This window comes from Pseudomonas sp. DWP2-2 (assembly GCF_049897065.1).
Taxonomy (GTDB): Bacteria; Pseudomonadota; Gammaproteobacteria; order Pseudomonadales; family Pseudomonadaceae; genus Aquipseudomonas; species Aquipseudomonas paracarnis.
On record NZ_JAFCVN010000004.1, the window covers coordinates 39,183 to 61,586 of the forward strand.

A 22,404-nucleotide genomic window follows, 5' to 3' on the forward strand; every position below is an offset into this window, starting at 1 on the left:
TTCGGTAAGCCGTTTTTAGTACTTGGTGGCTACACAGGGACTTGAACCCCGGACCCCAGCATTATGAATGCTATGCTCTAACCAACTGAGCTATGTAGCCAAGTGGCGCGCATTATTCGCTTGGAACGGCAATGCGTCAAGCGTTTTTATTGAATTTTTTTCTACGCTTTCAACTGTTTAAGCCAAAGCCCTGGTTTTGGCGACGGGCGGTGACGAATGCGTTGTGGATGAGGGGAGTGGAAGCGCTTGGCGTCTTCGAAGATTTACTCGCAGGCCATGTCCGACAATGTTGGGCAGATATCCCTGTCGCCCAACACGTGACTGGCTAACTCAACTTACCGATGCAGTGGGGGGTGGGTGACGCGCTTGAGCTGTTCGCGGGCCCGTGACAAGCGCGAGCGCACGGTGCCGATAGGAATGTCCAGTACATCGGCGGTGTCCTGGTAACTGCCGTCGGTTTCCAGCGAGGCGTACAGTGTTCTGCGCATCTCGGTCGGCAAGTGGTCAATCGCACTCAGGGTATTTTCCAAGCGCCGGTTGACTTCGAACTCCCAGTCCAGGCTGTGGTTTTCTTCATGGCCATGCCACAGCGACTCGTCGAATTCGCAATGTGCAGGCTTGGCATACAGGCGCCGGAAGTGATTGCGGATCAGGTTCTGCGCGATGCCGCACATCCAGGTACTGAGTGTCGCGGTACCACTGAAACGTTCGCGATTGCGCCAGGCCTCCAGGTAAGTCAATTGCAAAAGATCATCCGCGTCTTCCGGGTTCAGGACCCGTTTGTGAATGAAACGGCGAAGTTTTTTCTGTTGATCGTCTGTCAGATGGAGCATGAATTGAGGCGAACTGCCACCAAGGTGAACGAGGGCTTCAATAGGGATATTCATGATTTTTCCTTAAGGTAGACGCAGTCGAAATAGTTTCGGCGGTTACCTCTTTTGCACTGCCTGTGCCAAAGGAGAATCATTGTGTAACCATATGATTTATATAAATAAATACGTTATGGTCGTGGTGGTTTTGTGCAGCAATTTGCAAAAGGCACCAGGGACCTGTGCGGGTTTTTTCATCTTGTTGGATGAGTGAGTTTCAGTGGAACCATCTGGGCGGGCCTGACCACATATGGACACTCTCTTCCTGTACTGGCCTGCCCATGAAAGTCGAATCTACCAACGAAGTGCCAATGACCCCGCGGGTGGAACTCCCCACCGCTAGCCCGGCCGCCAAACCTGAGCCAGGCCAAGGTGTCGATGATCTTTCTCTGCACTTCAGTCAGGAGGTGGAATCCAGCAGTCGTACGTTGGATAAGCGTGTAATTGACGTGCGTGTGCCTCCTGTCCAGGTGCTCGCGCAGCTCTATGAGCAGTTGGGGCATCCGGCCCAGGAAAGCTTTGCCGCGGTAGTACGTCGAATCAGGCAGAAATTACTCACGCAACCCAGCATCGATACATTGCTGGAGCTCACTGGCGGTGATCCGGCGCGCACCTTCGTGGTACTCAAGGCGGTGTGCGGGCAGGCCGAGGCCGACGTGCGCAACTCCGAAGCCGACCTGGCGCGGGATGCAATTGCCAAGCTGGAGATCCGCTTCAAAGGGGAGATCCAGGCGGGCCTGAATATTGCCATGGCCTTGCATAAGAAGAGTGGCGATCCAGAAGAGCTCCAGGCGCTGCGCGCGCTCTATTACGCCAGTGTGGTGACACGGCAATCCCTGGCGACCATGATGCACGCGCTGCTCGGCATCTACAGTGACGACCGTTTTGCACATGGGTTGAAAATGATGTCCAGCGCCCTGACGGCCGACATTGCCGCCCATGTGTCCTCCGTCCCTACGGCAATGTTGCGCACCTTGCTGACAGGACTGGGCAAATGTGGCGCATTGAGCGGGGTGTTATGCAGCTGTCGTGAGCTGATTCAGAACCTTGCAATCGAAATGAATGCGGTAAGCCTGCTGCGACGCATGCTGGGTTATGCAGACACCGGCATCGTGACAAATGAAGTCATGCGCCTGGCTGAAGATATGGGGGCCAGCACATCAAAACTCGTGTCTCTCAATGCGCTTTATAAGCTGTTTCAAAAGTTGCCCGAGGCCTTGTGGCCGGATAGCAAATCACGCCAAGAGGCGCTGCACAATTTTCTGCTGGTGATGGACGAGCTTGCTCGCCTCGAACGCATACGCCCTGGTTTTCCTAATTCGACTATCCTGGCGTGAGCGTGCTGTCCACCCTCAACGGTGTACTGCTCAAGGTGGCGCAGCGTGCCGAGGTCTTGGGCGCGGTGGTGATCATGGCCATTGTGTTCATTTTCATCGTGCCGCTGCCTACCTGGCTGGTGGACATTCTGATTGCGCTGAATATCTGTATTGCCTGCCTGTTGATCATGCTCGCGCTTTACTTGCCCGGGCCTTTGGCGTTCTCTTCCTTCCCGTCGATTTTGTTGCTGACCACCATGTTCCGCCTGGCGTTGTCGATCGCAACGACGCGCTTGATCCTGCTCGAACAGGACGCCGGCGATATCGTTGAGGCCTTCGGCAATTTCGTAGTGGGCGGCAACCTGGCTGTTGGGATGGTGATCTTTCTGATCCTGACCCTGGTCAACTTTCTAGTGATCACCAAGGGCTCTGAGCGGGTTGCCGAAGTGGCGGCGCGCTTCAGCCTGGACGCAATGCCGGGCAAGCAGATGTCCATCGACAGTGACTTGCGTGCCGGCTTGATTGACGGCGTGCAAGCGCGGGACAAGCGTGAGCAGTTGTCCCGCGAGAGTCAGCTGTTCGGGGCCATGGATGGTGCCATGAAATTCGTCAAGGGGGATGCCATCGCGGGGTTGATCATCGTTGTGGTCAACCTGTTGGGCGGCTTCTCCACAGGTATGTTCCAGCACGGCTTGAGCGCCGCCGATTCAATGGCGCTGTATTCGGTGCTGACGATTGGCGATGGTCTGATTGCGCAGATTCCGGCGCTGTTGATCTCTCTCACCGCCGGCATGATCATTACCCGCGTGGCGCCGGAAGGGCGCAAGGGCATCACGAACATGGGCGCCGAGATCGCACGCCAGATGACCAGTGAGCCCAAGAGCTGGATGATCGCCTCGGTGGCCATGCTGGTGTTTGCGATCGTGCCTGGCATGCCGACCCTGGTGTTTATTCTGCTGGCGATGATGACCGGCGCCTTGGGTTATTACCTCGACCGTCGGCGCCGACGTGAAGCGCAGCCAGAAGCCGAAGCCGTCGAAGCCGTGCGGCCTGAAGAAAATGGCAAAGAGGATCTGCGCGGGTTTGATCCGTCCCGGCCCTATCTGCTGCAGTTTCCCTCGGCTTTGCGCGGCACGCCTGAGGTTACCGATCTTATTCACGGAATCCGTCAGGTTCGAAATTCCCTGGTTGCCAATATTGGCCTGACGTTGCCGCCGTTTGAAGTCGAGATCGATGACTCGCTGGACGATGATGAAATGCGCTTCTGCGTCCATGAGGTACCCATGGTCAAGGCGTCGGTGGTCCAGCACGTTGCCGTGGAGCGCAGCGCCCTGACGGTTGAGCCTGAGCATGGCGTACCGGGATTGGCCGAGCGCAATGAACAGGATTGGCTCTGGCTGCCACCCGACGACCCACTGCTCAATGACACGCAGTTGGAGCGCTTCACGGCGACGAGCCTGATCGTCGACCGCATGAAGAAGGCGATGATGCTCAGCGGGCCGCAGTTCCTGGGGATTCAAGAGAGCAAGTCGATCCTCAGTTGGCTTGAGAACAACCAACCCGAGCTGGTGCAGGAACTGCAACGCATCATGCCGATCTCGCGCTTTTCGGCGGTGCTGCAACGCCTGGCCAGCGAAGGGGTTCCGCTGCGCGCCGTGAGGTTGATTGTCGAATCGCTGATCGAATACGGCCAGCACGAACGCGAGCCGGAAGCACTGGCTGACTATGCGCGCATTGCCCTCAAGTCGCAGATCTACCACCAGTACAGCGAGGCCGATGGGCTGCATGCCTGGCTGTTGTCACCGCATACCGAAAACATCCTGCGCGAGGCGCTGCGCCAGACCCAGACCGGGGTGTTCTTTGCACTCGACGGCGATAATAGCGCTGCGCTGGTCAACCTGCTCAACCAGGCCTTCAGCGCACGGGCAAAAATAAAAAGTGTGTTGTTGGTGGCGCAGGATTTGCGCAGCCCCTTGCGCACCTTGTTGCTTGAGGAGTTCAACCATGTGCCGGTGTTGTCTTTCGCCGAGCTGGGGAGCACTTCCAAGGTCAAGGTGCTGGGGCGTTTTGACCTTGGCCAGGATGAGTTGATGCACGGGACATTGGCATGAACACAGCGCTACTTGCAGAGTACGGGGGGACGTACTGATGTTCGAACTCCGAGTGTTGGATGGTTTGCATCAAGGGGCCGCGCTGCCTCTGTTTGGTGAGCAGTGGAGCCTTGGCGCCAACGCGGACGCTGATCTCTTGCTGGATGATCCCGGTATCGCCGAGCACCACGCGCGCCTGCTATTGCTCGAAGGGCGCTGGTCGGTGCAGGCTGAAGCGGGGCTGCTGAAAAACGGCGATGGGCAAATGTTGGCGCAGATCGGCGATCTGGCACTCGACACGCCGTTTATGATTGGCCCCGTCAGCTTGTGTGTCTGCCCTGCCGATCATCCTTGGCGGCAGGCATCGGTGCTCAAGCCGCCCCGGCCGGCAACGGAGCCCTTGCCCCAGGCGCCATTGCCGCTGACGCTGTCTTCCATTCCCTTGTTGCAGCAAAAACGCTTGGTCAGCCTGGTTCTGCTATGCGCCGTGATCATCGCTGCGGTCGGCATTATCTTCAGCGGTGAGCGTGAGGCCCAGGCATCGCTGATGCCGGCGGTCATTCAGAAACCCGGGTTGGACTCACCCGTTGAGGTGCGTCAGCAACTCATGAAGATGCTCAACGAACGTGAATTGCTCCAGCGCGTCAGCTTGCAGATCGTCAATGGTCAGATTGCCCTCAATGGTGTTGTTTCCCAGGATGAAGTGGAACTGATTGCGCGCATGCTCGACCGTTTTGCCGAGCAATTCGACACTGTGGTGCCGGTGCTCAGTCGCGTACGGGTACGCGAAGGCAGGCTACCGTTCAAGATCTCGCAGATAGTGGGTGGCCCGAATGGCCACGTGGTGCTGGAGGAAGGAAGCCGCTTATTCGTGGGTGATGAAGTGGATGGCCTGCGCCTGGTTTTGATCGATAACAGCAAAGTGGTTTTTGACGGCGAGCAACGCTATGAGGTGGGCTGGTGAAGGGGTCGCTGCAGGAGCGTCTGGAGGCCTGGCAACTGAACCAGTCACAGGCGTTGAGCAGTTTCGCGCCGGTGACAATGCTCGGTCGTATCCAGCGCGTGAACGGCATGCTGCTGCAGTGCCGGTTGCCGCAGGCACGTATTGGTGACCTATGCAAAGTCGAAAAAGGGCCGGGCGACTACATGCTCGCCGAGATCATCGGGTTCGATCAGCGCGATGCGGTGCTCAGTGCCCTGGGCAACCTTGAAGGCGTGCGTGTAGGCGCCAGCGTCGAGCGGTTGGGGGTTCCGCATCAGGTCCGGGTCGGTGATGAGTTGTTGGGGCAGGTGCTGGATGGTTTTGGCCGCCCGATTGCGGGCGATGGTGTGAGCGCGTTCGTGGAAGCGGACACCCCTGGGGCGACCACAGTGTTATGCGAGGCGCCTCTTCCTACCGAACGGCCGCGGATCAACCGCGCACTGGCTACGGGGGTGCGCTCGATTGATGGCCTGATGACTCTGGGGGAGGGCCAGCGTGTCGGGCTGTTTGCCGGAGCCGGTTGTGGCAAGACCACCTTGTTGGCCGAAATCGCCCGTAACGTGGAGTGCGATGTGATCGTATTCGGTCTCATCGGGGAGCGGGGCCGGGAACTGCGCGAGTTTCTCGATCATGAACTGGATGAGCAGTTGCGTGCCAAGGCCGTGTTGGTGTGTGCAACCTCCGACCGCTCAAGCATGGAGCGCGCGCGTGCTGCGTTCACGGCAACTGCGCTGGCCGAAGGTTTCCGGCGCAAGGGCCAGAGGGTGCTGTTGCTGATCGACTCTCTGACCCGTTTTGCCAGGGCCCAACGTGAAATCGGCCTGGCTGCCGGTGAACCCTTGGGGCGCGGTGGTCTGCCGCCGTCGGTCTACAGTTTGCTGCCACGTCTGGTGGAGCGTGCCGGCTTGACCCGTGAAGGCGTGATCACGGCCATCTATACAGTGTTGATCGAACAGGACTCCATGAACGATCCGGTAGCGGATGAGGTGCGCTCTCTGCTCGACGGTCATATCGTCCTGTCGCGCAAGCTGGCCGAGCGCGGCCATTACCCGGCGGTCGATGTCCTGGCCAGCCTTTCGCGGATTCTAAGCAATGTTGCCGAGCCCGTGCATATCCGTGCCGGCACGGCGCTACGACGCTTGCTGTCGGCTTACCAGCAGATCGAGCTGATGCTCAAGTTGGGGGAATATCAGCCCGGCAACGATGCACTCACCGACCTGGCTGTTGACAGTCGGCAGGCGGTAGATGGCTTTCTGCGCCAGGACTTGCGCGAACCTTCGCCGCTTGCCGCCACCATGGACCAATTGGCTGAGCTGACCGCCCATGTCCCATTCTGAAGTGTTACCGGCTGAAATCGATACCCTGCGACGTTTGCGCCGACACCGTGCAGACCGCGCCGAGCGTGCGCTGCGTGAGGCAAAAAGGGCGCAGCAAGCGCTGGTCGCGCATATCCGGGAAGCGCAGGAAATCCTCGAGCAAACCCGCCTGGAAGAGGCCCGGCAATGCGCGCAGCTGTTGAGTCAGCACCAGGGGCAGGTGGTGACGTTCAAGGCGCTGAAAAACTGGAGTGCCAAGGAGCGGCAATTATCGGCGGGTACCCGGCGTGAAGAAGGCCAATTGTTGCAACTCCAAGAGCAGCAGCAAGAGCGGGCTGCACGGGTCGGCCAGGCGCAGAAACACGTCACCTTGTGCTTGCGCCAGGTAGAAAAAATACAAGAGTTATCTGAGTTACTGAGGCAGGAGCCGATATGAAACAGGTTTCAGTTAGTCCGCCTGAACGTCAGCGTCCGCGCGAGTCTCGCGATGATCGTGCACCTGAATTCGGTGCCCTGGTGCCTTGGGAGCAAGGGCGATTGTTCGCCCGGTTGTTTGACGATGGTGGCCAGGACAGCGGGGGGTATGGAGCGTCTCTGAACGGAATCAAAGCCTCGGGCGATGTCGCCATGATCGGGGCACTGACCGAGCAGTTGGCGCCGCGAATGCTCGTTGGTTCGCAATGGCCGTTGATGGCTGTTTTTCACCTGGGCCGCCTGGGGCGGATCAACGCCAGTATCCGCCGGGAGCAGGGGGGCTGGAATGTCGAGCTGCATGCAGAGCAAGACAATACGGTGCACTGGCTCAGTGGTGTACGCCAACAATGTGAGCAACGGTTGGCGCAGAGCCTGCGCCAGCCTGTCAGTTTGTATCTGGCAAAATCGACGTAGGCATGATGCTGCCACCTTTGATACTTCCCAGATTCAAAACCGATATTGCGGTTGCCCGGCAGCGCTTGGGGCAAGGGTTGTGTATGCCGTTCGAGGTCGCTGGGTCGAGTGGCGAGTTGAGAATGGAGCCTGGTACTGCTCCTGTGGGCATCCAGCCGCTCTGCTTCGAAACCGCCTGTGGCGTCTTGGCCTTCAGTGAGCCAGGACCACAGTTCAGCTTGATGGGTGAATGCCCCGTGACGCTCGAGCCGGCCGGGAATGATCCGGACGCCTGGTTCTGGGAGTTGTTCCAGCATCATCTGAGCCCTGAGGTGCAGGCGTTGTTTGGGTACCTGCGTTTGCTGCCAGGCGCTCGCCCCATGAACTTTGGTTGTCGACTCTGCGTGACGCTTGGGGCCTCTCGCGTGGCGGGCTATCTGTGGCTGTCTGTCGAGAGCTTTCTGGCGCTATGCAAGGCGGGGCCGTGGCGATCCAGGGCTGAGCCGATGCCGGCGCAGTTTCGGCTGGCGGTTGACGTAACGCTTGGGCACCTGCGGTTGTCCATGCACCAGCTGCGCGGCTTGCGGGCTGGTGACGTGCTGGTGCTTGAGCGAGCCTTTTTCAGTGCGTCGGGAACCGGCCACGTGCAGGTTGGCAAACAGCGCCTGGTGGGCTGGATCGACGCTGAATCCGGGCCGATGCGCCTGACCCTTACTTCTATCGAGGATATGTTTGTGGATGAGGATTTTGCAACACAGCCCTACTCAGAGCATGAGGATGAAACAGCGGTGATGGATGTGTTCGGGCATGAACCATTCGACGAGCTGAGCATGGCGCTCAATGTACGGTGCGGTACGCTGAACCTGACCCTCGGCGAATTACGCAACCTTGCGCCCGGCGCGGTGTTGGGGGTTGCCGGCTATGCCCCCGGCACTGCCGGTCTCTATTACGGCGACCGCCCCCTCGGCCTGGGCCAGTTGGTTGAAGTGGACGGGCGACTGGGGCTGCAGATGTCTCGCGTGATCTTTTCTCGATGAATAGTTTCCAGGGAATAGATCCGGTCGTCCTGGCAATATTTCTTGGGGCACTGTCGTTGATGCCCATGCTGTTGGTCGTCTGCACGGCGTTCCTGAAGATCGTGATTGTGCTGATGATCACCCGCAATGCCATCGGTGTGCAGCAGGTGCCTCCGGGCATGGCCATCAATGGTATTGCCCTGGCGGCAACCCTGTTCATCATGGCGCCTGTAGGCTATGAGATGGCCGAGATCGTCAAGGTGTCGCCCCTGGACCTGACCAGCGTAGGCGCACTCCAACAGACGGGAATGGAGGCGATCAAACCATTGCGCACCTTCATGCTGCGCAACAGTGACCCGGATATTCTTACCCACCTGTTGGAAAATGCCATGCGCATGTGGCCGGCGCAGATGGCGCAGGAGGTCCAACGTGAGGACCTGATCCTGCTGGCGCCGGGCTTTGTGCTGTCACAGTTGCAGGCGGGGTTCGAAATCGGCTTCCTGATCTATATCCCTTTCATCGTGATTGACCTGATCGTTTCCAATCTCCTCTTGGCTTTGGGTATGCAAATGGTCTCGCCCATGACCATTTCCCTGCCGCTCAAATTGCTCTTGTTCGTGATGGTCTCCGGGTGGTCGCGGTTGCTCGACAGCCTGTTCTTTTCCTATCTCTGAGTGACCTATGGAACCCATCGTACTGTTCAAGCAGGGCATGTTGCTGGTAGTCATGCTGACGGCGCCGCCGCTGATCGTGGCGGTGGTGGTGGGGGTCATGACCTCCCTGGTGCAGGCGCTGATGCAGGTACAGGACCAGACGTTGCCCTTCGGTATCAAGCTGGTGGCAGTGGGGATCACCCTGATCATGACCGGTCGCTGGATCGGTGTGGAGTTGATCCAGTTGATGAACTTGACCTTTGACATGATCGGTCGATCGGCCCTGCACTGAGGTCTGCCTGTGCTGTTATATCTTGAGTATTTGCCCTCCCTGCTGGTCGCCATGGCGCGTATCTACCCCTGCGCTTTCCTCGTGGCGGCATTCTGTTTTCAACATATACGCGGCATGCTGCGGCATACCATTGTGGTGGTCATGGCACTGCTGCCTGCACCTGCCATTCATGTCATGCTGGAGGGCCAGGAACACTCGGCGCTGATGCTCGGAGGGCTGGTCCTCAAAGAGTTGGCCCTGGGGTTATTGCTGGGCGTGTTGCTGTCGATGCCGTTCTGGCTGTTCGAGTCGGTCGGGGCGTTGCTGGATAACCAGCGGGGCGCTTTGGCCGGTGGTCAGCTCAACCCCTCGCTTGGGCCAGACGCGACGCCGGCCGGGCATCTGTTCAAACAATTGGCGATTTTTTTGCTGATGGCCAGTATGGGCCTCGGGGCGTTGACGCAGGTGATCTGGGACAGCTATCTGCTCTGGCCACCGACGGTGTGGTTTCCACTGCCCGCTGCCGATGGGTTCGATGTATTTGTCGGCCTGCTTGGCGATACCTTCACGCACATGATGCTCTACGCTGCCCCCTTTATTGCGGTGCTGCTGTTGCTGGAGTTCGGCATCGCGCTGCTGGGGGTCTACAGTCAGCAATTGCAAGTGAGTACGCTGGCGCCGCCCCTCAAGAGCCTGGCGGGTATCGGTGTGCTGTTGTTGTATTTTGCGTTGCTGCAGGACCTGATCGTCGGGCGCATGGGCTTGCTTAAAGACCTCAAGCACTCCCTGGGCGTGTTCTTCAAGGTCTCGCTGTCATGAGTGATTCGGGGGAAAAGAAGCACCCCGCATCAGCCAAGAAGCTGCGTGATCAGCGTAAGAAAGGCCAAGTCGCCCAAAGCCAGGATGTGGGTAAGCTACTGGTGCTGACAGCTATCAGCGAAATCGCCTTGTTCACCGCCGAGAGCAGCCTGCAACGTTTCCAGCAGTTGATGCTGCTGCCGATCACGCGTCTGTCCTTGCCTTTCCCGCAGGCGCTGGAAGAAGTGATGGTCGAAGGTTTGATGTTGTTTTTCTCCTTCGCCCTGTTGATGGCCGCGGTGGCGATTATCACGAAGCTGGTCAGCAGTTGGATGCAGTTCGGGATTCTGTTCGCGCCGGACGCCTTGAAGCTCGACTTCAATCGTCTCAACCCGCTCAGCCAACTCAAGCAAATGTTTTCTGCCCAGTCGGTAATGAACCTGTTGATGAGCATCGTCAAGGCAACACTGCTGGGCCTGATCCTGTACGTGGTGATCTGGCCTTCCCTGGGGGCGTTGATCAATATGGCCACCAGCGATCTGCAAAGCTACCTCCTGGGATTGATCGCCCTGTTCCGCTATCTGCTGCATGCCTGTCTCGGGTTATTGCTGGTGCTGGCGCTTATCGACCTGGCGATGCAGAAATACTTCTTTGCCAAGCGCATGCGCATGACCCAGGTCGAGGTCATGAAAGAGTACAAGGACATGGAGGGCGATCCCCACGTGAAGGGGCAGCGCCGCGCCCTGGCGCAGCAATTGGCCCAGGAGGAGCCGAAGGTCAAGCTGCCCAAGCTGGAGGAGTCCGATATGTTGGTGGTCAACCCGACGCACTTTGCCGTGGCCTTGTATTACCGCCCCGGCAAAACGCCGCTGCCCCTGCTGGTGAGCAAAGGGACTGATGATGACGCCCGTGCGTTGATCGCTCGCGCCAAAGCGGCTGATGTACCGGTGATCCAGTGCGTGTGGCTGGCCCGTACGCTGTATACGAACAAGCTGGGGGCGACAATTCCTCGTGAAACCCTGCAGGCCGTGGCATTGATCTACCGCACCCTGCGCGAGCTTGATGATGAGGCCAAGCGTGAAACTCTGGAGTTGCCGGAGCTTGACCTGCGTTGATCAGCGCCGGGTACGCGCATCCAGGGTTTCAAGGTTGGCCAACGACAACATTCGGCTGAGGAGCCTGTCGAGCAGGTTGGGCTGTGGGGGCAGTGCATGCCAGATCACCAGCGCGTCCTGTGCGTCAATGTAGATAAAGCAGCCATCGAATGCCACGGCCTGCTCGAAACGCCGCTCCAGCGCGTTCTGCAATTGTGAGGCTTGCAGCGCCTCGCGAGCCACGTGCAGGGCCAGACCCTGACGGGTTCCGGCTTGCATGTTGCTGGCTGTTACCCCCGGGCCAAGCGTCAGGTGGGCGGCAGAGCCGCCCACCAGGCTGTCGAGGAAGACCTGGCGTTCATCGGCCGGGGTTCCCTGGGCGCTCATCGTTCCAGCGACACCGTCTGATAGTCCGGACGCTCTCCGGCAGGGCCGGGTTCTACGCGCGTTTGTGAGGGCCACCAAATCACCAGCTTGTCCTTGGACGATTGCGGACGTGAGCAGGAGTCGCCCTTGCACGTGGGCGTACAACCGGCGACGAGCAGCGCCGCGCCGATCAGGGTGACGTACAGCGAGCGATGTTTCATGGCTTGGCCTTTTGAGTTGGAGTGATCAGGGAGGGACGGGGCACGCTGATGTGTTCATCCTTGACCACCGGGCGCATGGCGATAAACACTTCTGCTTCCTCGCCCGGCTTGAGCCAGGCGCGGGGCCAGACACTCACGGCCAGGGTTTGCGAAGTACTGCATTCCTTTTCGTCGATGCGCACATTGCGATTGAACTGGTTGCGCAGCACCACCACGGCTACGTTGTACTGCGGGCCGGCGTACCACTGGCTGCGCTCGGTGTTCAGCGCCAGCAAGTTGCGGGTACTGCACAAGGTGTTCAGCCCCAGGGGCATCGGCGCTACCTTGAAGGCTTTGGGCACTTGCCCGGTGACCAGGTGCGCCAGGGTACTGATAATGTCGCTGCGCTTGATCACTGGCTGGTGAGGGTCGTAGCGCCTGGCCAGGGGGGTGAGAGCGGCTTGCAATTCGACCTGGTCTGCCTGGGGCAGGTAGCGTGAAGGGTCGGTCTGGTCGCCGATAACGCGTGGCGTGAGGATAAATAGACGTTCGCGCCGATTGTTCTGTCGTTCAGTGGAGGAAAACAACGCCTTGCCCAACAGCGGAATATCCCCCAGCAGGGGGACTTTGCTGTGCTTGTCGGTGCTTTCGGTGACATGGAAACCACCGACCACGAGCGAACGTTTTTCGGCCATGATGGCTTGGGTGCTGACTTTGCCTCGGCGTACATCGAAGCTGCCGGGAGTAGGGTTGGCCTCTTCGAAGTTACCGTCCTCGATATCTACCAACAGCTGAATCTGATGGCCACCACGGCTCGTGATGACGCGGGGCACGACCTGGAAGCTGGTACCCACGGTGATCGGTAAAATCGTAGCGTTCTGCCGACCGCGAGTCAGGTATTGGGTCCGGTTGAAATCAATTACCGCTGGCTGGTTTTCCAGTGTCAGGACTGACGGATTGGACACCATGGTTGCCAGGCCCTTGGCTTCCAGCGCGCGTATCTCCGCGTCGAAACGACCGCGGTTTTCAATTGTCAGCTGAGCGTTGCCGGAAATCATGTTGGCTGCGCCACTGAAGCGACTGTTCTGAAAGCCCCATCTCACCCCGAATTCGCGCAGTTGCGTGCGCTCGATGTCGAGGATGATGGCATCGATTTCCACCAGTTTGCGTGCCACGTCGAGCTGGGTGATCAGTTCGCGATACATTGCCTGCCGTTCCGGCACGTCATAAATCAGGATGGCGTTATTGCGCAAGTCGGCTTCGACGCGGATACGGGCAGGGCTGAGGGGGACCCGCCGGGTGATTGACATGCCCGTATCGGTCGAGTCGTTCAACCCGGTTGTCGGCGTGGAGCCGAGCATTTGCCCCAGCAACGGGTTGCTCAAGCGTGGCACCACCGGTGTGATGAACGGGGGCTGGGTGATGGAGCGTTGAGACTGCGCCGAAGACGATGAGGGTGAGCGCGGTTCCAGGAGCCCTCTTAGCATGGTGGCTACACCGGGGATGATGATTTTTTCGTTGCGGTATTCCATTTGGCGATCCGCCGCGCTGGCGAATTTCAGTGGATAGCTCAGCACGCTCTGTTTTTCATCCGTAGAACGGCGCTGGCTGCTGAAGCGCTTGATCTGTTCGATATAAACCTTCGGGCCGGAGACCAGCACAACACCGTCTTCCGGCAACTCGCCCCAGCCGAAACGACTGTCGAGCAAGCCTATATCGGTCAGCGCTTGTTTGAGGTCCGCGATGGTCTCGGAGGAGACTTCCAGGCGCGCGGATTCTTGCTGGTCCAGGGTGCTGATATAGAGGGTGTTGTTATACATATACCATTGGAAACGGTGTTCGACCCCCAACCGGTCGAGCAATGATTGCGGCGTATTTGCGCGTATCTTGCCGTTGACGTTACCTTCGAGCAGGCCCTCGACCTGGAGCTGAGTACCAAATGTCTGGGCAAAATCCTCCAACACTTCGCGCACTGGCTTGTGCTGGGCTTCATAAGCGTAGGCCGTGTTCTTCCACTCAGGAGGTATTGCGGCCAGCGCGCTATCCAGTGGTAGCAGCCACCCAGGCAGCATAATGAGCCAGCACCAGGCGGCGCGGGGAGTAAAAGCAGGTACGTGAGGGCGCAAGCGTTTGTGCTTGTCGTTTTTATCAGGCATGGGAAAGTCTCTGGTTAGTACGGTGTCGAGCGCAGCGACGTGGATATGAATGTGCGTACAGGCCGCGCCTGGCGCGCGACGACGGCGCGCCAGGTGTCGCGTTGGTTGAGGAGGGACTCGAGACACTTCGCCAGCGCTTCGCCGTGCCCCCTCTCCACGCATTGAATAAGCCAAAGCGCACCGGTGGTCGGCGCCAATGCAACTGCACCGTGAAAATAGCTCAGGCTAGGGCCTCCCAGGCGCATCCAGGTGCGCAACTGGGCTTTGTGATCGCCCGCCTGGGTCAACTGGACCTTTACCAGCAGTCTGTTCGAAACGCGTTGAAAGATGATTTCGTCGTCGCTCTCAAACAAGGTGAGCTGCTCTTCGTGGCCATTCAGCCAACCGGCAAGGAGTGCTTGCAACTTATTGCACGCCATCCAGCGCTGTTTTGAGCAGTGTATGTCTGGAGCGCGTGTGTTCGTTGAACGCGATGACAGAGAGCTTCTGTTGTTTCATGAGGTTGCTGAAGTAATCGATATCTGCATCGAGCGCTTCCGGATCTTTATAGGCCGTATTCACCCGCTTGATATCAGCCTGAACTTGCCTCAATAGATGGTTTTTCAGGTTTCCGTGAAAGTCCATGATTTTTACTCCAGATGTGTCTGAACTGTGTGGCGGGTTGATTGCCACCAGTTCCATCGGAAGAAATTTTTTTAAAGATATCGCCTGCCTCTACCGCTATGTTCCTACACGTTTGTAAACAATATTTCTCGCATCGAGGCCCAGTCGATCCGAAAATCGCCTTCATCTGTTTCCAGTAACAGCGATTGAGGTTTGACCTGGTCATCGGGGCGAAGCTTCCAAGGTGTAGAGCCCAGCTGGACCAAGGCTTGGGCTATCTGCTCATGCTCGAGCGGGTTGCAAACCAGGGTGGCCTTCATAGGTGGAATTTGCGTCGTTACCAACTGTTTGACCAATGCCGAAAGGCGCTTTGGGGGAGGCACTTCCTCCAACAGGCAGTGGAAGGCTCGGTTGGCGATGGATGTTGCGTAGTGTTCGAGGTTGTCACACATCGCCTTGCGTTGGCGCTCCCACGCACTGAGTTGCGCGTGGGCGCGTGACCAGAAGTCGAGGCGGGCCTGCTCAAGCATTTCTTCACGATGCTCAACCGCCTGGCGCAGCAGCTCTTCAGCTTGGGCCCGTGCGCTATCTAGCAACTGCGCGGACTGAAAGCAATCGGCGAGCATCTCCCGGGTAATCAGTACTTTTGGCTGCCCGGAAGCGCCGTCGTGCAATTCGATTTTGCGTTGGGTCAACATAGACAATGCTCTGGTGTGTTGCCGTTAACGACGAGTTGTTTCACTACCCGTTGCGTCGATACGCCAGACAATCGCCTGCCACAGCGTATTGAGCCGGCCATGCGCATCGTCAAATGGCAGGTGTGTGGTTTCAAGTGCCTGCACCCGGTCAGGCGGCAAGCGCAGACGAAGGCGTTGCCAGACAGCAGGCTCGACCCAGGCCCTCAGCAATTGCATTGGATCATCCTCCGGCTGCAACAGGGCGTCAGGGTGTAGCGCCTTGGCAAGGCGCTCACACCACTTGCGGTGTTCATCGCACAAGGGGCTGTCGAGGTTGGGATGGCACGTAAGCTCCAGCAGTGCTATCGCCAGATCGAACTGCTCCCGTGAAGCCAGGGCCAAACCAAGCACCGTTGCACAGGGAGGGGGAGGCAGGCATGGCTCGATGCCCAACGCTGCGCACGCCAGCGCGGGTTGGCTGCGGCACAAGGCGGGTACTGCGTGGTAGGCGTGAGCGCTGGTCGCGTCCGGGTGCGAAAACTGCCACGGACTGGCCCACCATTGGGCCCAGGCCAGATGATCACTCATTCGCTAGAGGCGCTGGGGCGACAGGTTCCTGCCTGGATCGTTGGCTTCGTATGCGCCAGAACAGCGCCAAGGCGAGTGTCAGTATCGCGCCGATAACCAGAGCGCTCATAGCGGTACGCCAAAAACCGACGTCTTCCTCAGGGATCAGGAACGGACCGAAGTAGCTCAGGCGTTGTTGTTCCTGGTAAGCCGTTGCCGGTACAAAAACCACCGTGAGCTTCTGCGCGTTATCCAGTGCAGTGGTCATGCCAGGAATACTACTGGATACCATCCTGCGTACGCGCGCGCGGATGCTGTCGGGCTCCAGTCGTGGGTCATGTTTGATGAACACTGAGGCGGAGGCGGGTTGGACGGGCTCACCGGGAGCCACGCGTTCGGGCAGCACCACGTGCACACGAGCGACGATGACCCCATCGATGTTTGACAGGGTCGCCTCCAACTCCTGGGACAGGGCATAGATATACCGGGCACGCTCTTCCAGTGGCGTAGAGATGACGCCCTCCTTGCGGAAGGTGTCCCCCATCGTGGCACGGGCGACCTTGGGCAATCCGACCGCTTCCAGTGTGCGAACGGCGCGGCTGATATCGGCTGCATTGACACGCACCACGACGCCGTCCTTGGCAGGCACTTTTTGTGCGCGTATGTGTTTGTCAGCCAGTTCCGCGATGACCTCATTGGCATCCTGCTCGGAGAGTTGGCGATGCAGTTCGACACTTTCGCCGCAGCCGCCCAGCATCAGCGCCAGCGAGAAAACTAATCCGACGGATAGAAAACGAGTCATTTTTTCCTACTGCAGGTTGCTGATTTTTTCTAGGCATTGCGCGCCCTTGCCGACGCACTTCACCAGGGTTTGGGTCAGTAGAATGGAGTCTGAAAGATTGGGGGTGTAGTTGAGCCGATTTTTTTCTTTGAACTCATTGTTGAAGTCCTTGAGACCTCGACTCATACCACTTTTAGCCTTGTCCAAATACTGCAAAGCGTCGGTCAGTGCGTTCGCGGATGGCGTGGCGGTAACCCGTTGCATCGAGGGGGCCAATAACGCGCTGAAAAAGCTCGCATCTTCGCTGTGGTGCGTAGGTTGGGTAGGGGACCTGTGGGCTGTAAGGCCGTTTTGATATTCGCGTAATACGTCGACTTCTTCTATTTGCATATGGACCTCTAAGGGGAAACCCGCCCTTTGATGACCAAGGGCGGTGAAGCTATTTAACGCAGCGCGTCGTTGTTCTTTTTCTGCTCACTGATCCTGAACGCCTCATTGCTTTCTTTCATGGATTCGCGAAGCAGTTGCTTCCTTTCTGCCTTAAGGTCTGCGTTTTCGCCACCGGTGACCGGGGGGTGGTAGCTTTGCGGGTTGATGCCAGAAATACTCATAGTGATGCTCCGCTATCTAAGAAATGACATTTGAGCCGTGATTCGTAGTTGCAATAGTGTTGCTGCCGATAGGCACTAAATATATCAGGCTCATCCTTGTGTGGTTCAGGCTCGAATATGGTTCCCGCTTTTACTTAAAGGGTGTGTCTAAGGTGTCTTCGGTGTGGGCTGAGCAGCGGGCTACTGTATATCTAGTTGTTTCATTCGGTAGTAAAGCGTTCTCTTTGCCATGCCCAACTCTACAGCCACTTCGTCCACACAGTAGGTATGACGCCGCAGCGACTCTTCAATCAGAGCTTTCTCGATTTGTTGCAGGCGTTCTTTCAGGTTGGTGGGTTGGTTTGTAGCGTTCGAGGGCGAGCTTGATAATGGCGCCAGACCCAGCACGAAACGTTTGGCAGTCGAGCGCAGTTCACGCACATTCCCCAGCCATGGATGGCACAGCAACTGTTGGACGAGCTCGCTGCAAGGGTTGGGGGCGAGACACTTATAGTGCTCGGCTTCCTCTTGAATCATATTCAGGAACAACGGGACGATTCGGTCACGGCGATTGCGCGGCGCAGGCAGATTGATATTTACGACGTTCAGGCGGAAATACAGGTCGCGCCTGAACTTTCCCTGCTCGACCATCTCATGCAGGGATTGTTGCGCAGAGGCGATGACTCGCATGTCCACCGGGATAAACCGGGTTGAGCCCAGGCGTTCGACGCCACGTGACTCCAGCACACGTAGCAGTTTGGCCTGCATGGAAAGCGGCATGCTGTCGATTTCATCCAGATACAAGGTGCCCAGGTGTGCGGTTTCGATAAAACCCGCACGTGATTGCACTGCTCCTGTATAGGCGCCGCTGTTGACGCCGAACAGTTGGCTCTCTGCGAGGCTTTCCGGGATGGCGGCGCAGTTCACTGCGACAAAATGACCTCGTCGCCCCGACAAACGATGGATTCGTTGGGCCAGGGTATCCTTGCCAGTACCCGTCTCCCCCAACAACAAAATATCGATATCGAGCGCTGCGGTACTCTTGAGCGTACGTTCGATATCCAAGGTTTCAACAGAAGGGAAGTATGTCTCATTTGTTGTCTTGTAAGAGGCTGACATAGTCAGGGTGCTCCACTATCGCTATCACTTCACTGTTGATAGAACGCTGTTGGCGTGCGGTCAGTAGAGCGCAAATAATCAAAAATGTCATCGTGCTTATTAGTATGAAAATACTGCGCGAGAGCGTGTCAAATATTAACTATGTCAGGGCGCTGTATTGTTCAAGTGCATTCTTGATGGTTGTTGAATCTTTAGTGTAGGAGAAGACTTAAGGCTTGAAGGATTCATCGTTTAAATCGATCAAGGGTTATGAGTGATTAAGTTTTCTAGGTGTGGGGCTTTTAGTTGGGTGGCAGGTAGAAACAGGAGGCAATAAAAAACCGACGCAATGCGTCGGTTTTTTTGTATCGGGCAGAGGTTCAGCTAACGCTTACACGTTGAAACGGAAGTGCATCACATCGCCATCTTTGACAATGTAATCCTTACCTTCCAGGCGCCACTTACCGGCTTCCTTGGCACCGGCTTCACCCTTGAACTGGATGAAGTCGTTGTAAGCGATCACCTCAGCGCGGATAAAGCCTTTCTCAAAGTCGGTGTGGATCACGCCAGCCGCCTGTGGCGCGGTAGCACCGACCTTGACGGTCCAGGCGCGGACTTCTTCGACACCGGCGGTGAAGTAGGTCTGCAGGTTGAGCATTTCGTAGCCGGCGCGGATTACGCGGTTCAGGCCAGGCTCTTCCAGGCCCAGGGCCTCGAGGAACATGTCCTTTTCTTCGCCGTCATCGAGCTCGGCGATTTCCGCTTCGATCTTGTTGCATACCGGAACAACGATGGCGCCTTCTTCGTCGGCAATGGCCTTGACCACGTCGAGCAGCGGGTTGTTCTCGAAGCCGTCTTCGGCAACGTTGGCGATGTACATCACAGGCTTGGTGGTCAGCAGGTGGAAGCCCTTGATCACGGCCTTCTCATCGGCCCCCATATTCTTCATCAGGCTGCGCGCCGGTTTGCCTTCGGTAAAGTGCGCGATCAACTGCTCCAGCAGGCCCTTCTGGACCACTGCATCCTTGTCGCCGCCCTTGGCGTTACGCGCGACTTTCTGCAGTTGCTTTTCGCAGCTGTCGAGGTCGGCGAAGATCAGTTCCAGGTCGATGATCTCGATGTCGCGCTTGGGGTCTACGCTGTTGGAGACGTGAATCACGTTCTCGTCTTCAAAGCAGCGGACCACGTGGGCGATAGCATCGGTTTCGCGGATGTTGGCCAGGAACTTGTTGCCCAGGCCTTCACCTTTCGAGGCGCCGGCGACGAGGCCCGCGATGTCGACGAACTCCATGGTGGTCGGCAGGATGCGCTTGGGATTGACGATGGCCGCCAGTGCGTCAAGACGCGGGTCCGGCATTGGTACGATGCCGCTGTTGGGTTCGATGGTGCAGAAGGGGAAGTTCTCCGCCGCAATACCGGACTTGGTCAGGGCGTTGAACAGGGTGGACTTGCCGACGTTGGGCAGGCCGACGATGCCGCAATTGAATCCCATGGTGTTTCCCCTCGGATAAGAGTCAAGCCTTCTGGCTGTGCAGGTTTTTCATCGCACGGTTCCATTCACCGGCGAAGATATCCGGCAGCACGCCGAGGGCAAAATCGATGCTGGCATCGAGTTTTTCCTGTTCGGCGCGTGGCGCACGACCCAGGACGAAATTTGAAACCATACTGGCAACGCCTGGGTGGCCAATGCCGAGCCGCAGACGGTAAAAATTATTCTGATTGCCCAACTGCGCGATGATGTCACGCAGGCCATTGTGCCCACCATGCCCGCCGCCGAGCTTGAGCTTGGCTACGCCGGGTGGCAGGTCCAGTTCGTCATGGGCCACCAGGATTTCTTCGGGTTTGATCCGGAAGAAGCCCGCAAGCGCCGCGACAGCCTGGCCGCTGCGGTTCATGTAGGTGGTGGGAATCAACAGACGAACATCCTGACCCTGATGCGAGAAGCGCCCGGTCAGGCCAAAATATTTGCGATCGACCACCAGATTGATGCCTTGGGCGTGGGCGATACGCTCAACAAAAAGGGCCCCCGCGTTATGCCGGGTCTGTTCGTATTCGGCGCCTGGATTTCCCAGGCCAACGATCAGTTTAATGGCAGTCACGACAGGGGCCCTTCCTTTGGAGTTGTGGATAACATCGCCGTACCCAGATGCGGCGAAAGTGGACGACACTACATCATTTACTCAAGAGTAAACGCCGCGTTATCGCCCGCTTTCTCGCTACGTTTCGGTCCGCGATGTTTCCTCAAGCTCCGGCAATACAGAGTGAATTACTCTGCAGCGCCTTCTTCAGCTTCTTCTGGAGCAACGCGTGGAGCGTGAACGTTGGCAACAGCTTTGTCATCACCGTGAGCCAGTGCAACAAACTCAACGCCTTTAGGGGCCTTGAGGTCGGACAGGTGAACGATGGCGCCGATTTCCAGAGCCGACAGGTCGACTTCGATGAACTCAGGCAGGTCTTTCGGCAGGCAGGTCACTTCGATTTCGTTCAGGACGTGAGAGATCTCGCCGCCTTTCTTGACCGGAGCTTCTTCACCCACAAAGTGCACAGGCACGATGGCGGTCAGTTTCTGGCCAGCTACAACGCGAACGAAGTCAGCGTGCATGATGAACTGCTTGGAAGGGTGACGCTGCATTGCTTTAACGATGACGTTCTGCTTGGCGCCGTCGACGTTCAGCTCGATAACGTGGCTGTAGGCAGCTTCGTTTTCGAACAGCTTGGCGATTTCCTTGGCCAGGATGGTCACGGATTCAGCAGGCTTGTTACCACCGTAGACAACGGCTGGGATGTTGGCGGCGTGACGCAGGCGGCGGCTCGCACCTTTCCCCAGGTCAGTACGCGCTTGGGCGTTCAGAGTAAATTCGTTCATGTTGTATCTCCAAAATAGCCATCATCGAGGGGCGTTTGCGACCAGCGCCGAACTCGATATGGGCAAAAAAGCCCCGCCCCAGCGGAATGCTGGGGCGGGGCGCTTTTCGTCAGTGAGGTGATCCGTTGGTTTGACCCTTAACGGAACATCGCGCTGATCGATTCTTCATTGCTGATGCGGCGAACCGCTTCGGCAACGACCGGTGCAATATCCAGTTGGCGGATACGTGCACAGGCTTGAGCTGCGGCGGACAACGGGATGGTGTTGGTCACCACCAGTTCGTCCAGCACGGAGTTCTCGATGTTCTCGATCGCTCGGCCCGACAGCACAGGGTGTGTGCAGTAGGCGAAGACTTTTGCTGCACCGTGCTCTTTCAAGGCTTTCGCCGCGTGGCACAGGGTGCCGGCGGTGTCGACCATGTCATCAACCAGAATACAGGTGCGCCCTTCGACATCACCGATGATATGCATCACTTCAGAGTGATTGGCTTTCTCACGGCGTTTGTCGATGATCCCGAGGTCCACGCCCAGGGATTTGGCAACAGCCCGTGCACGCACGACGCCACCAATGTCCGGGGACACGATCATCAGGTTTTCAAAGCGCTGGTCTTCGATGTCATCCACCAGGACGGGGGAGCCGTAGATGTTATCTACTGGAATATCGAAGAACCCCTGGATTTGGTCAGCGTGCAGGTCAACCGTGAGCACACGGTCGATACCTACCACGGTCAGCATGTCAGCAACGACTTTCGCGCTGATAGCTACACGTGCGGAGCGCGGACGGCGATCCTGACGGGCATAACCAAAGTAAGGGATTACAGCTGTGATTCGAGTCGCTGAGGAGCGGCGGAAGGCATCAGCCATCACGACGAGTTCCATCAGGTTATCGTTGGTCGGAGCGCAGGTCGGCTGAATAATGAAGACGTCTTTACCGCGGACATTTTCATTGATCTCGGCTGTAATTTCGCCGTCGGAGAATTTACCGACAGAGATGTCACCGAGAGGGATATGCAGCTGACGTACGACACGTCGAGCCAAATCGGGGTTGGCATTCCCCGTAAAGACCATCATCTTGGACACGCGCAGTACCTAGAGGCTGAGGGTAACCTGGATGAGTATTAGAAAATGGCAGGGGCGGCTGGATTCGAACCAACGCATGGCAGGATCAAAACCTGCTGCCTTACCGCTTGGCGACGCCCCTGTATCTGTTGCAACGAGTGCCTAACACT

Annotated in this window: 27 protein-coding genes and 2 tRNA genes; 11 read left to right on the plus strand and 18 right to left on the minus strand. The window is 57.7% G+C overall.

Features of this window, described 5'->3' with window-relative positions; translation table 11 throughout:
* Positions 1–23: 23 nt before the first annotated feature.
* Together ACP7CZ_RS10480 and ACP7CZ_RS10485 are read right to left on the minus strand one after the other, a co-directional pair.
* Positions 24–100 (minus strand) — tRNA-Met (locus tag ACP7CZ_RS10480).
* A 235-nt stretch (positions 101–335) separates the two neighbouring features.
* Positions 336–887: an RNA polymerase sigma factor gene (locus tag ACP7CZ_RS10485; RefSeq protein WP_054897146.1), complete on the minus strand. Its 552-nt coding sequence runs from the start codon at positions 885–887 to the stop codon at positions 336–338.
* Positions 888–1,150: 263 nt separating this feature from the next.
* Here ACP7CZ_RS10485 and ACP7CZ_RS10490 point away from each other — a divergent pair, with 263 nt between their 5' ends.
* From ACP7CZ_RS10490 to sctU, 11 genes are read left to right on the plus strand one after another with little or no spacing between them, the layout of a single operon-like run.
* On the plus strand, positions 1,151–2,206 hold the full coding sequence (locus ACP7CZ_RS10490; protein WP_181125409.1) for a TyeA family type III secretion system gatekeeper subunit: 1,056 nt from the start codon (positions 1,151–1,153) through the stop codon (positions 2,204–2,206).
* A complete protein-coding gene (gene sctV, locus ACP7CZ_RS10495; protein ID WP_072446975.1) occupies positions 2,203–4,296 on the plus strand; it encodes a type III secretion system export apparatus subunit SctV in 2,094 nt (697 codons plus the stop codon). Before ACP7CZ_RS10490 ends, sctV begins: the two co-directional genes overlap by 4 nt.
* 37 nt (positions 4,297–4,333) lie before the next feature.
* Positions 4,334–5,239, plus strand: a complete 906-nt coding sequence (locus ACP7CZ_RS10500; protein WP_294152290.1) for an FHA domain-containing protein — start codon at positions 4,334–4,336, stop codon at positions 5,237–5,239.
* A complete protein-coding gene (locus tag ACP7CZ_RS10505; RefSeq protein ID WP_034128102.1) occupies positions 5,236–6,594 on the plus strand; it encodes a FliI/YscN family ATPase in 1,359 nt (452 codons plus the stop codon). Before ACP7CZ_RS10500 ends, ACP7CZ_RS10505 begins: the two co-directional genes overlap by 4 nt.
* The gene (gene sctO, locus ACP7CZ_RS10510; RefSeq protein WP_054921802.1) at positions 6,581–7,009 is read left to right on the plus strand and encodes a type III secretion system stalk subunit SctO; all 429 of its coding nucleotides are present in this window, start codon (positions 6,581–6,583) and stop codon (positions 7,007–7,009) included. The genes ACP7CZ_RS10505 and sctO overlap by 14 nt, the downstream gene beginning before the upstream one ends.
* Positions 7,006–7,461 carry a type III secretion system HrpP C-terminal domain-containing protein gene (locus ACP7CZ_RS10515; RefSeq protein ID WP_054921804.1) on the plus strand — a complete coding sequence of 152 codons (456 nt, stop codon included), beginning with the start codon at positions 7,006–7,008 and terminating at the stop codon, positions 7,459–7,461. The genes sctO and ACP7CZ_RS10515 overlap by 4 nt, the downstream gene beginning before the upstream one ends.
* A 2-nt stretch (positions 7,462–7,463) precedes the next feature.
* Entirely contained in the window at positions 7,464–8,477 is a 1,014-nt protein-coding gene (locus ACP7CZ_RS10520; RefSeq protein WP_089041408.1) for a FliM/FliN family flagellar motor switch protein, read from the plus strand.
* A complete protein-coding gene (gene sctR, locus ACP7CZ_RS10525) occupies positions 8,474–9,130 on the plus strand; it encodes a type III secretion system export apparatus subunit SctR (protein WP_294152280.1) in 657 nt (218 codons plus the stop codon). Before ACP7CZ_RS10520 ends, sctR begins: the two co-directional genes overlap by 4 nt.
* Before the next feature lie 7 nt (positions 9,131–9,137).
* Entirely contained in the window at positions 9,138–9,401 is a 264-nt protein-coding gene (sctS, locus tag ACP7CZ_RS10530) for a type III secretion system export apparatus subunit SctS (RefSeq protein ID WP_034128097.1), read from the plus strand.
* 9 nt (positions 9,402–9,410) lie between these two features.
* On the plus strand, positions 9,411–10,199 hold the full coding sequence (gene sctT, locus ACP7CZ_RS10535) for a type III secretion system export apparatus subunit SctT (RefSeq protein WP_054897140.1): 789 nt from the start codon (positions 9,411–9,413) through the stop codon (positions 10,197–10,199).
* The gene (gene sctU / locus ACP7CZ_RS10540) at positions 10,196–11,293 is read left to right on the plus strand and encodes a type III secretion system export apparatus subunit SctU (RefSeq protein ID WP_034128095.1); all 1,098 of its coding nucleotides are present in this window, start codon (positions 10,196–10,198) and stop codon (positions 11,291–11,293) included. The genes sctT and sctU overlap by 4 nt, the downstream gene beginning before the upstream one ends.
* Here sctU and ACP7CZ_RS10545 read toward each other — a convergent pair whose 3' ends face one another.
* From ACP7CZ_RS10545 to ACP7CZ_RS10620, 16 genes are all read right to left on the minus strand, one after another.
* Positions 11,294–11,659 (minus strand): hypothetical protein, encoded by a 366-nt coding sequence (locus tag ACP7CZ_RS10545; RefSeq protein WP_034128094.1) that lies wholly within the window; start codon positions 11,657–11,659, stop codon positions 11,294–11,296.
* The gene (gene hrpT / locus ACP7CZ_RS10550; RefSeq protein ID WP_054897139.1) at positions 11,656–11,859 is read right to left on the minus strand and encodes an HrpT family type III secretion system protein; all 204 of its coding nucleotides are present in this window, start codon (positions 11,857–11,859) and stop codon (positions 11,656–11,658) included. Before hrpT ends, ACP7CZ_RS10545 begins: the two co-directional genes overlap by 4 nt.
* Positions 11,856–13,994, minus strand: a complete 2,139-nt coding sequence (gene sctC, locus ACP7CZ_RS10555) for a type III secretion system outer membrane ring subunit SctC (RefSeq protein ID WP_054921807.1) — start codon at positions 13,992–13,994, stop codon at positions 11,856–11,858. Before sctC ends, hrpT begins: the two co-directional genes overlap by 4 nt.
* Before the next feature lie 14 nt (positions 13,995–14,008).
* On the minus strand, positions 14,009–14,398 hold the full coding sequence (locus tag ACP7CZ_RS10560) for a type III secretion system chaperone (protein ID WP_034128091.1): 390 nt from the start codon (positions 14,396–14,398) through the stop codon (positions 14,009–14,011).
* Between the two features lies 1 nt (position 14,399).
* Complete coding sequence (locus tag ACP7CZ_RS10565) at positions 14,400–14,618, minus strand: hypothetical protein (protein WP_034128090.1); 219 nt, start codon at positions 14,616–14,618, stop codon at positions 14,400–14,402.
* Between the two features lie 104 nt (positions 14,619–14,722).
* A complete protein-coding gene (sctL, locus tag ACP7CZ_RS10570) occupies positions 14,723–15,295 on the minus strand; it encodes a type III secretion system stator protein SctL (protein WP_034128089.1) in 573 nt (190 codons plus the stop codon).
* Positions 15,296–15,319: 24 nt separating this feature from the next.
* The gene (locus ACP7CZ_RS10575; protein WP_034128088.1) at positions 15,320–15,862 is read right to left on the minus strand and encodes a hypothetical protein; all 543 of its coding nucleotides are present in this window, start codon (positions 15,860–15,862) and stop codon (positions 15,320–15,322) included.
* Entirely contained in the window at positions 15,855–16,643 is a 789-nt protein-coding gene (sctJ, locus tag ACP7CZ_RS10580; protein ID WP_054897135.1) for a type III secretion system inner membrane ring lipoprotein SctJ, read from the minus strand. Before sctJ ends, ACP7CZ_RS10575 begins: the two co-directional genes overlap by 8 nt.
* Positions 16,644–16,649: 6 nt before the next feature.
* Complete coding sequence (locus ACP7CZ_RS10585; protein WP_057977397.1) at positions 16,650–17,012, minus strand: hypothetical protein; 363 nt, start codon at positions 17,010–17,012, stop codon at positions 16,650–16,652.
* 53 nt (positions 17,013–17,065) lie between these two features.
* Entirely contained in the window at positions 17,066–17,233 is a 168-nt protein-coding gene (locus ACP7CZ_RS10590; RefSeq protein ID WP_034128085.1) for a hypothetical protein, read from the minus strand.
* Positions 17,234–17,413: 180 nt separating this feature from the next.
* Positions 17,414–18,331, minus strand: a complete 918-nt coding sequence (locus tag ACP7CZ_RS10595; RefSeq protein ID WP_294152256.1) for a sigma 54-interacting transcriptional regulator — start codon at positions 18,329–18,331, stop codon at positions 17,414–17,416.
* 370 nt (positions 18,332–18,701) lie between these two features.
* On the minus strand, positions 18,702–19,802 hold the full coding sequence (gene ychF, locus ACP7CZ_RS10600; protein ID WP_014716830.1) for a redox-regulated ATPase YchF: 1,101 nt from the start codon (positions 19,800–19,802) through the stop codon (positions 18,702–18,704).
* A 22-nt stretch (positions 19,803–19,824) separates the two neighbouring features.
* A complete protein-coding gene (gene pth, locus ACP7CZ_RS10605; protein ID WP_054921813.1) occupies positions 19,825–20,409 on the minus strand; it encodes an aminoacyl-tRNA hydrolase in 585 nt (194 codons plus the stop codon).
* Between the two features lie 167 nt (positions 20,410–20,576).
* Positions 20,577–21,176 (minus strand): 50S ribosomal protein L25/general stress protein Ctc, encoded by a 600-nt coding sequence (locus tag ACP7CZ_RS10610; protein WP_003188351.1) that lies wholly within the window; start codon positions 21,174–21,176, stop codon positions 20,577–20,579.
* A 137-nt stretch (positions 21,177–21,313) separates the two neighbouring features.
* Positions 21,314–22,255, minus strand: a complete 942-nt coding sequence (locus ACP7CZ_RS10615; RefSeq protein ID WP_003171603.1) for a ribose-phosphate pyrophosphokinase — start codon at positions 22,253–22,255, stop codon at positions 21,314–21,316.
* A gap of 46 nt (positions 22,256–22,301) precedes the next feature.
* A tRNA-Gln gene (locus tag ACP7CZ_RS10620) sits at positions 22,302–22,376 on the minus strand.
* Positions 22,377–22,404: the final 28 nt, after the last annotated feature.

Bases quoted from the DNA above. Each gene is read 5' to 3' on its own strand.
- sctL (WP_034128089.1), bottom strand. From the start codon at position 15,295: ATGTTGACCCAACGCAAAATCGAATTGCACGACGGCGCTTCCGGGCAG.
- ACP7CZ_RS10515 (WP_054921804.1), top strand. From the start codon at position 7,006: ATGAAACAGGTTTCAGTTAGTCCGCCTGAACGTCAGCGTCCGCGCGAG.
- ACP7CZ_RS10490 (WP_181125409.1), top strand. From the start codon at position 1,151: ATGAAAGTCGAATCTACCAACGAAGTGCCAATGACCCCGCGGGTGGAA.
- ACP7CZ_RS10585 (WP_057977397.1), bottom strand. From the start codon at position 17,012: ATGCAAATAGAAGAAGTCGACGTATTACGCGAATATCAAAACGGCCTT.
- ACP7CZ_RS10575 (WP_034128088.1), bottom strand. From the start codon at position 15,862: ATGAGTGATCATCTGGCCTGGGCCCAATGGTGGGCCAGTCCGTGGCAG.
- ACP7CZ_RS10610 (WP_003188351.1), bottom strand. From the start codon at position 21,176: ATGAACGAATTTACTCTGAACGCCCAAGCGCGTACTGACCTGGGGAAA.
- sctR (WP_294152280.1), top strand. From the start codon at position 8,474: ATGAATAGTTTCCAGGGAATAGATCCGGTCGTCCTGGCAATATTTCTT.
- sctC (WP_054921807.1), bottom strand. From the start codon at position 13,994: ATGCCTGATAAAAACGACAAGCACAAACGCTTGCGCCCTCACGTACCT.
- ACP7CZ_RS10590 (WP_034128085.1), bottom strand. From the start codon at position 17,233: ATGAGTATTTCTGGCATCAACCCGCAAAGCTACCACCCCCCGGTCACC.
- ACP7CZ_RS10520 (WP_089041408.1), top strand. From the start codon at position 7,464: ATGATGCTGCCACCTTTGATACTTCCCAGATTCAAAACCGATATTGCG.
- sctU (WP_034128095.1), top strand. From the start codon at position 10,196: ATGAGTGATTCGGGGGAAAAGAAGCACCCCGCATCAGCCAAGAAGCTG.
- ychF (WP_014716830.1), bottom strand. From the start codon at position 19,802: ATGGGATTCAATTGCGGCATCGTCGGCCTGCCCAACGTCGGCAAGTCC.
- ACP7CZ_RS10595 (WP_294152256.1), bottom strand. From the start codon at position 18,331: ATGTCAGCCTCTTACAAGACAACAAATGAGACATACTTCCCTTCTGTT.
- sctO (WP_054921802.1), top strand. From the start codon at position 6,581: ATGTCCCATTCTGAAGTGTTACCGGCTGAAATCGATACCCTGCGACGT.
- ACP7CZ_RS10485 (WP_054897146.1), bottom strand. From the start codon at position 887: ATGAATATCCCTATTGAAGCCCTCGTTCACCTTGGTGGCAGTTCGCCT.
- ACP7CZ_RS10545 (WP_034128094.1), bottom strand. From the start codon at position 11,659: ATGAGCGCCCAGGGAACCCCGGCCGATGAACGCCAGGTCTTCCTCGAC.
- ACP7CZ_RS10565 (WP_034128090.1), bottom strand. From the start codon at position 14,618: ATGGACTTTCACGGAAACCTGAAAAACCATCTATTGAGGCAAGTTCAG.
- ACP7CZ_RS10500 (WP_294152290.1), top strand. From the start codon at position 4,334: ATGTTCGAACTCCGAGTGTTGGATGGTTTGCATCAAGGGGCCGCGCTG.
- hrpT (WP_054897139.1), bottom strand. From the start codon at position 11,859: ATGAAACATCGCTCGCTGTACGTCACCCTGATCGGCGCGGCGCTGCTC.
- sctJ (WP_054897135.1), bottom strand. From the start codon at position 16,643: ATGACTCGTTTTCTATCCGTCGGATTAGTTTTCTCGCTGGCGCTGATG.
- sctS (WP_034128097.1), top strand. From the start codon at position 9,138: ATGGAACCCATCGTACTGTTCAAGCAGGGCATGTTGCTGGTAGTCATG.